The 13,353-nt window shown below is 35.0% G+C and carries 11 protein-coding genes and 2 tRNA genes; 6 read left to right on the top strand and 7 right to left on the bottom strand.

Going from position 1 to position 13,353, the window contains the following annotated elements:
• Window positions 1–19: 19 nt before the first annotated feature.
• From groES to G6R40_RS06490, 3 genes are all read right to left on the bottom strand, one after another.
• Window positions 20–298 (bottom strand): co-chaperone GroES, encoded by a 279-nt coding sequence (gene groES / locus G6R40_RS06500; RefSeq protein ID WP_165133220.1) that lies wholly within the window; start codon window positions 296–298, stop codon window positions 20–22.
• A gap of 345 nt (window positions 299–643) precedes the next feature.
• Entirely contained in the window at window positions 644–3,019 is a 2,376-nt protein-coding gene (locus tag G6R40_RS06495; RefSeq protein ID WP_165133217.1) for a M1 family metallopeptidase, read from the bottom strand.
• A gap of 65 nt (window positions 3,020–3,084) precedes the next feature.
• Window positions 3,085–3,663 carry a HupE/UreJ family protein gene (locus tag G6R40_RS06490; RefSeq protein ID WP_165133214.1) on the bottom strand — a complete coding sequence of 193 codons (579 nt, stop codon included), beginning with the start codon at window positions 3,661–3,663 and terminating at the stop codon, window positions 3,085–3,087.
• 140 nt (window positions 3,664–3,803) lie between these two features.
• Here G6R40_RS06490 and G6R40_RS06485 point away from each other — a divergent pair, with 140 nt between their 5' ends.
• Entirely contained in the window at window positions 3,804–4,268 is a 465-nt protein-coding gene (locus tag G6R40_RS06485; RefSeq protein WP_165133211.1) for a DUF6702 family protein, read from the top strand.
• On the opposite strand, the gene G6R40_RS06480 is transcribed toward G6R40_RS06485, so the two are convergent.
• Window positions 4,265–5,272 carry an o-succinylbenzoate synthase gene (locus G6R40_RS06480; RefSeq protein WP_228455936.1) on the bottom strand — a complete coding sequence of 336 codons (1,008 nt, stop codon included), beginning with the start codon at window positions 5,270–5,272 and terminating at the stop codon, window positions 4,265–4,267. The two genes, G6R40_RS06485 and G6R40_RS06480, sit on opposite strands and share 4 nt — an antisense overlap.
• A gap of 4 nt (window positions 5,273–5,276) precedes the next feature.
• Complete coding sequence (gene fbp, locus G6R40_RS06475) at window positions 5,277–6,296, bottom strand: class 1 fructose-bisphosphatase (RefSeq protein WP_165133208.1); 1,020 nt, start codon at window positions 6,294–6,296, stop codon at window positions 5,277–5,279.
• Between the two features lie 356 nt (window positions 6,297–6,652).
• Between fbp and G6R40_RS06470 the strand changes: the two genes are divergently transcribed.
• The 5 genes from G6R40_RS06470 to G6R40_RS06450 all read left to right on the top strand — a co-directional run bounded on the left by G6R40_RS06470 (window position 6,653) and on the right by G6R40_RS06450 (window position 11,525).
• Window positions 6,653–7,891, top strand: a complete 1,239-nt coding sequence (locus G6R40_RS06470) for an aspartate kinase (protein WP_165133205.1) — start codon at window positions 6,653–6,655, stop codon at window positions 7,889–7,891.
• A gap of 1 nt (window position 7,892) precedes the next feature.
• A complete protein-coding gene (locus G6R40_RS06465; RefSeq protein WP_165133202.1) occupies window positions 7,893–9,743 on the top strand; it encodes a lysophospholipid acyltransferase family protein in 1,851 nt (616 codons plus the stop codon).
• Between the two features lie 97 nt (window positions 9,744–9,840).
• Window positions 9,841–9,913, top strand: a tRNA-Phe gene (locus G6R40_RS06460).
• Window positions 9,914–9,957: 44 nt separating this feature from the next.
• Window positions 9,958–10,030: transfer RNA gene (locus G6R40_RS06455), tRNA-Phe, on the top strand.
• Between the two features lie 247 nt (window positions 10,031–10,277).
• Window positions 10,278–11,525 carry a site-specific integrase gene (locus G6R40_RS06450; RefSeq protein ID WP_165133199.1) on the top strand — a complete coding sequence of 416 codons (1,248 nt, stop codon included), beginning with the start codon at window positions 10,278–10,280 and terminating at the stop codon, window positions 11,523–11,525.
• Here the strand turns inward: G6R40_RS06450 and G6R40_RS15255 are convergent.
• Together G6R40_RS15255 and G6R40_RS06445 are read right to left on the bottom strand one after the other, a co-directional pair.
• Entirely contained in the window at window positions 11,522–11,647 is a 126-nt protein-coding gene (locus G6R40_RS15255) for a hypothetical protein (RefSeq protein WP_262887670.1), read from the bottom strand. The genes G6R40_RS06450 and G6R40_RS15255 overlap by 4 nt on opposite strands.
• 158 nt (window positions 11,648–11,805) lie before the next feature.
• Entirely contained in the window at window positions 11,806–13,353 is a 1,548-nt protein-coding gene (locus G6R40_RS06445; protein WP_165133196.1) for an AraC family transcriptional regulator, read from the bottom strand.

Genomic DNA, 13,353 nt, shown 5'->3' with positions numbered 1-13,353 from the left:
TGCCTATTGTCTATAGCAATTAACCAATAATTCCTAAAAGGTCAGCTTCTCTAACGATTAAGAAATCTTTGCCATCTAATTTTAATTCTTGACCAGAATATTTTCCATAAAGTACTTTGTCTCCAACTTTTACCGTCATAGGTTCGTCTTTTTTTCCAGCTCCAACAGCAACTACGGTACCTTCTTGTGGTTTTTCTTTAGCTGTGTCTGGGATAATGATTCCTGAAGCAGTCTTAGTTTCTGCAGCGATAGGCTCAACAAGAACTCTATCTGAAAGTGGTTTGAAATTAACTGACATAATTATATTTATTTTTTAATTTTTATCTATTCTCTTATTCTCCAAGAATGTGCCATCTTGGTTCTTGGTGCTTTGTCTAGGGTTCTTGGATAAATATTGGCAGAAGAAAAATAAAAATGTGAAATTTTGGCAGAAAAAGAATAATGAGGGAAGCTGTTTTTATCTAATTTTCACGAATTAATTCGGATTTTATTGCGGGGCAAATGGGTTTGACATGGGGAAAGTTATTGATAATAAAATTGTTATTAAAAATTAATGTTTATTAACAAGGCCGAAAAAAGAGATTTTGTGCTAAACTTACTTTTTACATTTTTAGGACAAAACCTCTTTTGAAGGTCGACAATATTATTTACTTTTTCCGGATGCCTGCATTGGATTAAGCTGTCCATTAGAAGCACCGCGCACGGCGCCTTGTTGTTTTTGTTTGAAAACTTGGAACTTGCTTTCTGGCAAAGCATTGTCCGTTGTTGACCAATAATTGTTAGAGATGTCGATATCGGCAGTTTGTTTGCGTGGATCTAGTTGTACAGATTTTAATCTTTTATCAAAATAATAGATTTTAGAAACCTTCTGTTCGTTATGTCGCCAGATTTGTGCTGGGATATGGTCCTCTAGTTTTGATCCATCTTCAAAAGTAAATTCTAAAATAATAGGCATCACCATACCTCCTTTATTTTCAAAATCCAATTGGTAGGCTTGTATGTTTTTGAATTTATTTTGTTCATCTTTTGATAAGCTGTCAAAATAATCTTCGGTGAAAGAATAGGTTTTGTTGGTGTCTATTTTTTCCTGACCTCTTGCATAGCGGTAATAGAAATCTTGCAGATCTTTGTCCTCATCAACATAAAATTTTGTTTTTTGCTCACGCGCTCTTACTTTAGAAATGTCATTAATGTCATCTTCTGCGGGTGGATCTATTTTATAATTAATTTGTCTAGAATTTGGTTTTGCATCGAAATTTGGTTTCGCTAAAGAAACTTTTGATAAAGCAATGTCAACAGGATCTGTGCTGTAAAACCAACCTCTCCAAAACCAATCCAAATCTTCTCCACTAGCATCTTCCATGGTTCTGAAAAAATCTGCAGGTTCTGGATGACGAAATGCCCAACGCTTGGAGTAAGTTTTGAAAGCTTGATCGAATAAATCGCGTCCCATAACAGTTTCGCGAAGAATATTAAGTCCTGTCGCTGGTTTAGAATATGCATTTGGGCCAAACTGAACAATGTTTTCGGAGTTGCTCATAATCGGTTCTAGTTGATCTTTTGGCAATTTCATATAATCAACAATTTTGTCTGCTGGACCACGTCTAGAAGGGAACTTGTTATCCCATTTTGTTTCTGTTAAAAACTGTACAAAAGTGTTCAGCCCTTCATCCATCCAGCTCCATTGTCTTTCGTCGGAGTTGATAATCATTGGAAAAAAATTGTGCCCCACTTCATGGATAATTACGCCAATCATGCCGTTTTTTATCGCTTCAGAATACGTGCCGTCTTTCTCGGTTCTTCCGTAATTGAAACAAATCATCGGATATTCCATACCATTGGCAGCTTCTACAGATTGCGCTACAGGATACGGATATGGCACCGTAAATTCTGAATAAGTTTTGATGGTATGCGCTACCGCTTTTGTCGAATATTTTCGGTAAAGTCCATAGGCTTCTTTGCCATAAAGACTCATGGCCATTACATTGTTGTTGTTTTCTGGAATGTTGACATTCATCCCGTCCCAAACAAATTTTCGTGACGATGTCCAAGCAAAATCACGCACATCTTTGGCTTCAAAAATCCAAGTTTTACGTTCTTTGGATTTAGATTTTTCAGCTTTTTTAGCTTCCTCTAAAGTGACAATTTCAATGGGTTCTTTCGCGGTTTTCGCTTGTTGATATCTTGCAAATTGTGCAGATGTTAGAACTTTGTCGAAGTTTTTTCCTTCGCCAGTTGCGCCAACAATATGATCCGCAGGAACATTAATACTTACTTTATAATTCCCGAACACCAAAGCAAATTCTCCACGCCCAGTGAATTGGTGGTTCTGCCAACCTTGGAAATCGCTATAGACGCAAAGTCGTGGGAACCATTGCGTGATGGTGTATAAGTCGTTGCCATCTTCAGGGAAAAACTCATAACCTCCACGACCGCCAAGTTGGATTCGGTTGGGGATATTATAATTCCATTCGATTTTAAATGTAAATGTTTCGCCTTTTTTTATAGCTTTTGGAAGGTCAATTCGCATCATGGTTTTGTTAACCACATAACTAAGGTTTTTGCCTGATGCATCTGTAACTTTCGTTAAATTAACCCCGTAAGAATTGTCTTTGGCAGGAAGGTCGGTGGTTTTTAAGTTGTCACTTGTTATCGTTGTTGGAAGCTTTGATGAAAATTGATAATTCGCATTTTTAACGCTTGATTGTTGATTTTCATCCAATTGCAACCAGATGTAATCCAAAGTGTCTGGCGAATTGTTGTGGTAGGTTACAGTTTCTACACCACGTAGATTGCGTTTGTCTTCATCCAAATATGCCGAAATGTCATAATCTGCACGGTTCTGCCAATAGGCATGTCCAGGCGCTCCAGAAGCAGCTCTATAAGAATTAGGTGTTGGAAGAATCGTGCCTAATTGTTCAAATTTGTTTCCATGATTGCTTCCTGGATTGTTTTGAATGTTCTGCGCAAATACTAATGCAGAACAGCTAATAGCGATTGCTGATATTTTTAATTTCATTTCGAATGAAGATTATGAATAAGATTAGTGTAACGAAGTTATGAAAAAGTTACATTTTTATTAGTCTAAAACGGAATTCTTTCTAAAGTTATTTTTAAAGCCAAAGCAAAAACGCCTGAAGAAACAAACATAATCCAATCTTTTCTGTTGACTTTAAAGATGTTTAATAATATAAAAAGAATGATTAAAATTGCAAAAACAACGACAATTTGACCAAGTTCTAAACCAATATTAAAGCCTAAAAGCGGCACAAAAATACTTTGCTCTTTTGCTAACATCATTCGCGCGGTGTTTGCAAAACCCATTCCGTGGATTAATCCAAAAAATAAAGCCAGATAATAATTCATCGTCATAAGGCTTTTTTGTTTGTTTCTCATCAGAATATTATCCAAGGCCGTAATCGTGATGGTCAACGGAATTAAAAATTCTACCCAATTGGAAGGGATTTTTAACATATTGAAAACACTTAATGCTAATGTCACCGAATGGCCTATTGTAAAGGCTGTTACAAGAATTAATATTTTTTTCCAATCATTAAAAGAATATACTGCAACCAAGGCTAGTATAAAAAGTTGATGGTCCAAAGCGTCGAGAGAAATAATGTGTTCCCAGCCGAGTTTTAGATAAAATAAAAAATCCTGCATAGTTTTAATTTTTAGCAAATGCGATAATACAAATTTTAATTAAATTTGAAAAGTTTTTTGAAACTAAAAAGATCTGTATAAACACTTTAATACTAAGACTTTTGAGAAAGGTGATATTCTTTTTGCTGTTTGTTTTTTTTATGCTTTCTTCGTTCAAAGAAAATGTACACCCTTATCATGTTGGCTCGTTGGAATTTAATTATAATCAAAAAACCAAGACCTTTGAGATTTCGGGAAAATTCTTTTTAGACGATATGGAAAATGCGCTTAATAAAAAATACCCTAAAAATCTGAAATTTCAAGATGCAAAAGTGAAGGCTGCAATAGATGAGGCAATGAAAAATTATTGCGCCGAATATGTCAAACTGAAAGTCAATAACCAATTTGTGAAAATTAATTATCTAGGTTTCGAAGAAGATAGCGAGAGTGTTGATGTGTATCTGGAATCTGCCGTTGTGGAACATCCCAAAAAAGTAGAAACCTCGATTAGCATGTTGTATAATTTGTTTGATGACCAGATGAATATTGTCCACATCATCGTAAACGGAAAACGAAAAAGTGAAAAACTCACTTTCCCGAACCGTTATTTGTATCAGCAATTTTAGTTTTTAAACCAAAGTTGTTCGCCTTTTAGTTCCAGACAAGACGCTGTGTTATTGGTGAAAAGTCCACCTGTGCCAAGACCTTGTGGCATCGGATTGTGTTTTGGATAAGTATATTGTGCAATGGCGTTGAGGCCGACATTACTTTCTAAAGCTGAAGTAATCCACCAACCGATATGTTGTTGTTCGGCCAGTTCTATCCATTCGTCGCTTCCAGAAAATCCACCAACCAAAGTTGGTTTTAAGATGATGTACTGCGGCTGAATTTCTTTTAATAATTCGATTTTGGAATCACGGTTGAGCATGCCGATAAGTTCTTCGTCCAAAGCAATTGGCGTAGGTGTTTCGGCACAAAGTTGTGCCATCGCTTTCCAGTTGCCAGCTTCGATTGGTTGTTCGATAGAGTGAATTTGTAAGTCTGCTAATTCTTCCAAAACAGATTTCGCCTTTTCCGGAGAGAAAGCACCGTTGGCATCAACACGGAGTTCCAAAATATCCTTAGGGTATTTTTTTCGGAGTTCGGCAATGACTTGTTTTTCATGGTCCCAATCGACACCGATTTTTAATTTGATACAATGGAAATTTTGTTTGAGCTTTTCCTCAATTTGCTCCTTCATGAAATCGATTCCGCCCATCCATATTAAACCATTAATTTGAATAGAATCTTTAGCTTCTGTAAAATCGCTTGGAAAATACAGATTGTCGCCATGTTCCAGATTGAGAAAGGCTTGTTCTAAACCGAAAATAATGGAAGGGTGATTGATCATTTCTTCGCGAAGATGTGGCAACCCAAGATGTACATTCTGACAAGCCCATGTTAAAGCTTCTTCGTAATCGTCGTCGTCGTCAAAGCTTAATCCTTTGAAAAGATTGGCTTCGCCGATTCCTGTTTTTCCATCTTCGGAAATGCGAATGAAATAGGTTTCTTTAATATTCAAAACGCCGCGAGATGTTCCACTCGGGCGTTTGAAGTTTAAAGTATATTTTTCGAAACTTGCTGTTTTCAATATCTTAATTTTTGTCAACTGCTTTAGACATGAATTCTTCTGCTTTTGTCACCATAGCGGCGCTTCCACAAAAGAAAGGCACACGCTGGTGAAGTTCTGTCGGTTCTATATCTAAAATTCTTTTGAAGCCGTCGCTTGCTTTTCCGCCAGCTTGTTCTGCCAACATGGCCATTGGGTTGCATTCGTACAATAGTCTTAGTTTTCCTTTTGGAGATTGCGATGTAGAAGGGTAGATGTAGATGCCACCTTTCAGCATATTTCTATGAAAGTCTGATACCAAAGATCCTATGTAACGCGATGTATAAGGTCTGTCAGCTTCTTCTTCCTGGCAATATTTGATGTAGTCTTTTACCCCTTGTGGAAATTTGATATAGTTACCTTCGTTAATAGAATATATTTTTCCGCTTGTAGGAATCTTAACATCTTTGTGAGACAAATAGTAAGTTCCGATTGCTGGGTCTAGTGTAAATCCGTTAACGCCGTTGCCTGTTGTATAGACAATCATCGTTGATGAACCATACACGACATAACCTGCTGCAATTTGTTTGGATCCTTTTTGTAAAAAGTCCTTCAGTTCCACAGGATCGCCAGGATTTGTAATTCTTCTATAGATTGAAAAAATAGTACCTACCGATACGTTAACGTCAATGTTTGAAGAACCGTCCAAAGGATCGATTAATACAACATATTTGCTAAGATGCGCATTGCCTTTGCAAGTGATTTCTATGAAATCATCGTTCTCTTCCGATGCGATACCACAAACCACTTCGCGTTGCGAAAGCGCTGTAATGAAAATTTCATTAGCCAAAACATCCAATTTTTGTTGTTGTTCGCCTTGTATATTTTCGTTGCCTGCAATGCCGATAATATCAGCGATTCCGGCTTTGTTAACTTCTCTGTTGACCAATTTTGAAGCCATACGGATACAGCTCAAAAGTCTCGATAACTCACCCGAAGAATATTTGAAGTCATCTTGTTTCTCAATGATAAATTCGCCTAGGGTTTGTAATGGTTCTTTACTCATTTTTAGTATTTATTAGAAAATTGACCAAATTTAATGGATTTTTTTTGATTAATCTAAACTCTTTTAAAGTTAAGGAAATTTGTTGATTTTATTGATTTTATTTTAAATTAATTTAATTTTTTTTGATGATAAGTATGTTTTTTGGATTTGTTTTTAATGATTCCAAATGTAGATGCCGACATTGGCGTTATTAAAATTCTCATTTTTTATAATGCGCTTTGGTAAATGATTATAATGGGATTTTAAAATTTATTTCTCATAAAGTTAATATTTGTTAACAAGTTTTTTTATTAAGTCAGTCATTATTAATATTTTTGGGGTTTGAAAATAATATATTCAGAATAAAGCTTTGTAAAGTGAAAGTATTCAAATTTGGTGGCGCATCGGTAAAAGATGCAGAGAGTGTAAAAAATGTGGCTTTGGTGCTTGATAACCAGGGTTTTAAAAATTGTTTAATGGTAGTTTCGGCGATGGGAAAAACCACCAATGCCTTAGAAATGGTGGTGGCAGATTATTTCGCGAAGAAAGACTACCAACAAGAAATAGAAGAAATAAAACAATTTCATATCGATATTGCCAAAGGACTTTTTCCCGAGGAACATCCCGTCTATGCTGAGATTAATTTGTTTTTTGATGATATCGACTCTTTTTTAAGAAGAAACAAATCGCCGAATTATAACTTCGTGTATGACCAGGTGGTAAGTTGTGGCGAAATGATTTCTTCAAAAATTGTTAGCGAATTTCTTAACGAGTCGCAGTTCGGAAATGTTTGGTTGGACGCACGAGATTATATCAAAACCGATAATACCTATCGGGAAGGTGTTGTTAACTGGAAAGGTACACAAGAGAATATTAAAAAATTGGATGCTTCAAAGAATTATGTGACACAAGGTTTTATAGCTTCAGACGAACATAACTTTACAGTGACTTTAGGCCGCGAAGGTTCGGATTATACCGCGGCGATTTTCGCTTATGGTTTTGATGCGTCAGAAATGACAATCTGGAAAGACGTACCTGGTGTGATGACGGGCGATCCAAGAATTTTTGATGATGTTGAATTGTTAAGCAGCATTTCTTACGAAGAAGCGATTGAGATGGCTTATTACGGCGCATCGGTAATTCACCCAAAAACCTTGCAACCGCTGAAGCAGAAAGATATTCCTTTTTTTGTAAAATCTTTCTTGGATCCTTCGATGCCAGGAACCAAAATTGGCAATGCTGATGACAACCAGTATCTGGAATCGTATATTCTGAAAAAAAATCAAAATTATTTAATGGTAGATACAAGAGATTTTTCTTTTATTGCAGAAGATCATTTGAAAGAAATTTTTTCGCTACTTTTAAAATATAATATCAAAGTATCCTTGATGCAAAATTCTGCCATCTCGCTAGAATTGTGTTTGGAAGATAAATTCGGGCATATTGCTGAGTTTGTCCAAGACTTACATGCTAATTTCCAAACCCAATTAATACAAAACGTATCGCTTTTCACGGTGCGTAATGTTAATATTGAAGAGGTAGAAAAATTTTATAAAGATCAAAAAGTGCTATTGGAACAATTGTCCAAGAATACTTTACAAATGGTAATCCAATAACATGAGTTTAATATCGAAAGAAGATTTAATAAAAGTCGCAGGTCTTAACAAATTTGGTTTTTTAAAAAATCCTATTGCTTCGTCTGTACTTCGTTTGACCAAAATCAACGAGGTTAATAAGCTGTATGATAAACTGAAAGACAAAGAAGGTCAAGATTTCTTTTCTGGATTTGTTAAAGAATTGGATTTGAAATATGTCGTTTTCGAAGAAGACTTGGCGAAAATTCCTAAAACAGGACCATTTATTTTGGTTTCCAATCATCCTTTGGGTGCGATAGATGGCGTTTTGATGTGCAAAATCCTTTCGGCAATTCGTCCAGATTTCAAGGTGATGGGAAATTTTCTTCTTGAGAAGATAAAGCCTATGGCGCCTTATGTTGTTTCTGTTAATCCATTCGAAGGTCGCAAAGAAGCCTACAACAGCAGTTCTGGTATGCGCGAAACCTTGAAGCATTTGCAGGAAGGCGGCTGTATCGGAATCTTTCCAGCTGGCGAAGTTTCTAACAAGAATAATGAATATAACGAGGTGATGGACAAAGTTTGGGAATCGCCAGCGCTAAAGCTTATCAAAAAAGCAAAAGTACCCGTTGTACCCATGTATTTCCATGCCCGTAATAGTCGAATTTTTTACAATCTTGCGAAGCTTCATCCAGATTTGCAAACGTTGATGTTGCCTTCCGAAATGATGAAAAAACGAGATAACCCAATAAGGATCAGAATCGGTAAAGCTATTTCTGTAAAACAAATGGATGAGCAGGAAAATATTGAAGAACTTGGTGATTATCTGAAGAAAAAAGTCTACATGCTAAAATCTTATTATGAAAAAAGAAAAAGCATAGCAGAAACTTTGATGATCCCGAATCTGTCGTTGAAGTTACCTTTGAGCAAACAGCAAAATATCGTTCAGAATATCATTGAAGAAACGCCAAAAGAAGATATTTTGGCAGAAATCGAATTGTTGAAAAAAGATGATAAAAAACATTTGTTCTCTTACAGCGATTACGATATGTTTTTTACGAAATATGAGGAGATCCCTAACATCATGCGCGAAATTGGTCGTCAACGCGAGTTGACTTTCCGCAAAATAGGCGAGGGGACCAATCTACCATTTGACTTGGATGAGTATGATAAACATTACCATCACTTGTTTTTATGGGATAATGCCAACCAAAAATTAGTCGGTGCTTATCGTATGGCTTTGGGAGTTGAGGTGATGAAAAAGTACGGAATAGATGGTTTCTACACCAGTTCGTTATTTGAGTATGACCAAGAGTTGCAGCCATTCTTCCGAAAGGTTATCGAGATGGGCCGCGCTTATATTTCGACAGAATATCAGCAAAAGCCATTTCCTTTATTTTTGCTTTGGCGAGGCATTATCCATGTTTGTTTGAGAAATCCAGAACACAAATTTTTGATGGGTGGCGTTAGTATTAGCAACAAATTTTCAGAATTTTCAAAATCCTTGATGATTGAGTTCATGCGTTCGCATTATTATGATTCTGCTGTCGCGCAATACGTTCATCCGAAAAATGATTATAAAGTTATCCTGAAAGAACGTGACAAAGCTTTGTTCTTTGGCGATATGGATTCTGATGTTAATAAATTAGACAAAATTATTGACGACCTAGAACCAGAACTTCGTCTGCCAGTTTTAATTAAAAAATATATTAAACAAAACGCAAAAGTTATTGCCTTCAATGTTGATCCTAATTTCAATGATGCGATTGATGGATTGATGTATCTCAGAATAAGTGACCTTCCCGAAGATACTATTCGGCCAGTATTAGAAGAAATGAGTGAGCAGATAAGAAAAGAACAAGAAAATAATTCATCTGAAAATCAATCAGTTTAAAAATATTTTAAGAAAAAGTAAAGAATGTCTTGTATTGTATATTAATTCTTCCTACTTTTGCACCACTAAAAACAATAAATATTATTGTTTGAAAGGCGGTTTCTTAGCTCAGTTGGTAGAGCAATGGATTGAAAATCCATGTGTCCCTGGTTCGATTCCTGGAGAAACCACAAATTTCAGAGCCTCTTATTGAGGCTTGTTTTTTAAACCAAAAGGTTTCTTAGCTCAGTTGGTAGAGCAATGGATTGAAAATCCATGTGTCCCTGGTTCGATTCCTGGAGAAACCACGAGAAATTAAACAATTTCTAACAAAACCCCTCAAATCGCAGATTCTGAGGGGTTTTTATTTTTAGAGATTTTCAGAAAGAACCAATTATTCTCAAATTAAAGGTGACCTTTTAGGTGACCTCATCATTTTCAAACTTTTTAGGTAACCGAATTTTTCCAAAAGGCTTGTTAATAAAGGTGTAGCAGATTTGAACATCTTGATTAGCAGGTTACCGGAAATTAATTTTAACCTATAAAGTCACCACTATGAATGCCAGAGTTTCGGTATTATTCTATGCCAAAAAATCCAAAGCAAAATCTAATTCCCGTGTCCCGGTTTATTTGAGAATCACAGTAAACGGGAAACGTGCAGAATTTTCCACAGGTAAAGATGTCGATATTAGTAAATGGAGTTCAGAGCTAAGCCGTTTAAAGGGCAATTCCGAAGAGGTACGGATTATTAATAAGCATTTCGATGTATTACAATCCAAAGTGCTGGAAATCGAAAACAGCCTTCTTTTGTCAGGCGAACCATTTGATGCTACTGATATCAAAAACATATTATCGGGGAATAAAGAAACAGAGCGTTATCTGATACCTGTTTTTCAGGATCATAATGATCGTATGAAAAAACTTTTGGGGAAAGAATACGCTCCCGCAACATTAAAGAACTTTAATACCTGCTTATCCCATTTGAAACTATTTTTATGGAAATTTTACAAAAAGTCAGATATTAATCTGGTGAAGATTGAGCCGTCTTTTTTGAATGACTTTGATTTCTTCTTACGAACTGAAGGGAAATGCGGAAATAACTCTGCAGTCAAACATAGCAAAGGACTTGCTAAAATTCTCAAAATATGCTATCAGAATAATTGGATTGAAAAAGATATGGTAATGTACTACAAAGGTCGGTATAATGAAGTTACGGTAAACTTTCTTACAGAAGACGAAATAGAAACGATCAGAACCAAAGATTTCGCGGGAAAAGGATTAAACCTTGTGCGGGATATTTTTATTTTCAGTTGTTATACAGGTTTGGCATATATTGACATTTATAACTTGACCAATAATCACATCACAACAGGCATAGACGGCAGTTTGTGGATTATGACCAATCGCCAGAAAACGGGAACATCTTCCAATGTCCCTCTCCTTCCAATTGCTGAAGAAATCATAAAAAAATACGAAAACCATCCTTCGGTATTGCAATCCGGAAAATTACTTCCTGTGTACACCAATCAGAAAGTAAACGAATATCTCAAAACCATTGCTGAAAATTGCGAAATTGATAAAAAACTGACATTTCACGTTGCCCGTCATACCTTTGCTACTTCTGTTACTTTGGGAAACAATGTGTCAATGGAAAGCGTCAGCAAAATGCTCGGTCATAAAAGCATAAAGACCACTCAGCATTATGCGAAGATTTTGGACAAAAAAGTAAGTACAGATATGATGCTTTTAAAACAAAAGCTTTTATCAAGCAACAATCATTTAGAAAAACAACAATCAGTTTAGCTTACTTTCCTTTCCTCATACATTTTGTCAAAATAATTACTGAGGCTCATAATTCTATCATTATCTACAGGATTGATGTATCGTAGAAACATCTGTTCCGTACTATGTCCGGTAGCTTCCATTAAAAGTGGAATATACTTATTTAGTTTCTTTAATTGAGGTAAATCTTTTGTTTATTATTTAAGGAAAGTTCATAATAAATGAACAATGTCTTTATATGAAAATTTCATATAATGATCTGAATCAGTAAAGACTTCATCCGTTAAAGAAAAACGGAAAACTATTTTACCTCTCTTTCGTTCAGTTTATCAATAAATTCGGAAGGCGAAATTTTCATTTCTTTTTTAAAAACTTTTGCAAAATAGCTATGTGATGAAAAACCACAAAGTTCAGCGAGATAGCTTATCTTGAATTTTCTGGCATCGGGATCATTGTATAGTTTTTTTGTAATATAGTCAATCCTTTGATAGTTAATATAGTCTGTAAAAGTAGATTGGCGATGTTTTTCCAGTACGAAAGACAAATACTTAGTGTTTGTATTAAGCATTGATGCCATAGAAGCTAAGGAAATATTATCTGTAAACTTATTTTGTTTTTCAAATTTATTCAATCCTTCCACTATTTCTGCTTCCTTACCCGAAGAAATATCTAAATTATTAGCTCTGTCTAAAGATGTTTTTTGGTTTTCTTCAATTGCACTATTTTTTTCAATCTCTTTAATCCTTTCTACAAAATGGATCTCTTTTACTATTTTCTCTCTCCTTTTTATGAAAATAAATACAATAGTACTTATAATAAAAAATGCAGCAACAACACTTACCCATCTAATTGTATCAGATTGTTCTTCAATTTTTATTTTATTTTCTGTCAAAGCTTTATTTGCAACTTTTAAGATTGTCTTTTCATTTCGTGCGGCTTCATCCAGTAAATGAATTCTCACGCTGTCAGCAGACTTTGGCTTGTCAATTTTAGTATAATAATCTTCAAAAGCTTTCTGTATTTCGTTTATCTCATAACTATCATTTCTATCTTTAGCTAATTCTTTTGCTTTAGTAAGATGAGTGTAAGCCAAATCATATTTTCCCTGCTTAATATAGGTTTTTCCTAAACCTGTCAGAATCTGGGTCTTGTATATTTTATTATGGCTGAATTTATCATATTGTTTTAAGGCTGATTTAAACTGAACTTCAGCCTCTTCAAATTGATTAAGCTCTCTGTATGTATTCCCAAGCATCATTTTAGCCCCAATTGTTTGTATAAAAAATACTTCTTCGTAATTATTTTCCTTCTTAAAATGCGTTAAACTTTTCTGCAGAAAGTATTTAGCTTTATTATAGTTTTTTTCAGAAAAATAATTCGTTCCCAACTCCAGTAATGTTGTTGAATATAGCGGAGTATTCTCTTTATGAGTTTTCTTAATCAAGTCTAGTATTAGATCTAATTTTTCATTGCTTTTTGTAAAAAGACCATGATGCCGGTACATAGAAGCCATAACTCCGTTAGCTTTAATTCTGTAATCATACATTTTGTCCACAACTGCTATAGAGTCTAATTTTTGTGCATAAAAAATGGATTTATCCGCTTCTTTTTGAGAGCTGCTTGCCATAATCTGAATTAGTAAAGCATTTGCTCTTTTTACATTCGTATTGGATTTTCTGTACAAAGAATCTCCAATTGCCGAAATTCTGGACGGAGAAAGATTGTTTTCATTTCTTACATATTTATTTCTTAATACAACATAATCTTCATCCGTGGATTCTTTCCCTGCTTGACAATGCAATGTACACGGATACAAAAACAAAAACGTCAATAATAAAATCTTATTCAT

This window comes from Chryseobacterium sp. POL2, assembly GCF_011058315.1.
Lineage (GTDB): Bacteria > Bacteroidota > Bacteroidia > Flavobacteriales > Weeksellaceae > Soonwooa.
The sequence above is the reverse complement of the archived record's forward strand: the minus strand, read 5'-3'. Positions and strand labels throughout refer to the sequence as shown.

What these genes read in the sequence shown, in the direction of transcription:
- G6R40_RS06450 (WP_165133199.1), top strand. Translation starts at nt 10,278, where the DNA reads ATGAATGCCAGAGTTTCGGTATTATTCTATGCCAAAAAATCCAAAGCA.
- G6R40_RS06485 (WP_165133211.1), top strand. Translation starts at nt 3,804, where the DNA reads ATGCTTTCTTCGTTCAAAGAAAATGTACACCCTTATCATGTTGGCTCG.
- fbp (WP_165133208.1), bottom strand. Translation starts at nt 6,296, where the DNA reads ATGAGTAAAGAACCATTACAAACCCTAGGCGAATTTATCATTGAGAAA.
- G6R40_RS06490 (WP_165133214.1), bottom strand. Translation starts at nt 3,663, where the DNA reads ATGCAGGATTTTTTATTTTATCTAAAACTCGGCTGGGAACACATTATT.
- G6R40_RS06495 (WP_165133217.1), bottom strand. Translation starts at nt 3,019, where the DNA reads ATGAAATTAAAAATATCAGCAATCGCTATTAGCTGTTCTGCATTAGTA.
- groES (WP_165133220.1), bottom strand. Translation starts at nt 298, where the DNA reads ATGTCAGTTAATTTCAAACCACTTTCAGATAGAGTTCTTGTTGAGCCT.
- G6R40_RS15255 (WP_262887670.1), bottom strand. Translation starts at nt 11,647, where the DNA reads ATGGAAGCTACCGGACATAGTACGGAACAGATGTTTCTACGATACATC.
- G6R40_RS06465 (WP_165133202.1), top strand. Translation starts at nt 7,893, where the DNA reads ATGAGTTTAATATCGAAAGAAGATTTAATAAAAGTCGCAGGTCTTAAC.
- G6R40_RS06445 (WP_165133196.1), bottom strand. Translation starts at nt 13,353, where the DNA reads ATGAATAAGATTTTATTATTGACGTTTTTGTTTTTGTATCCGTGTACA.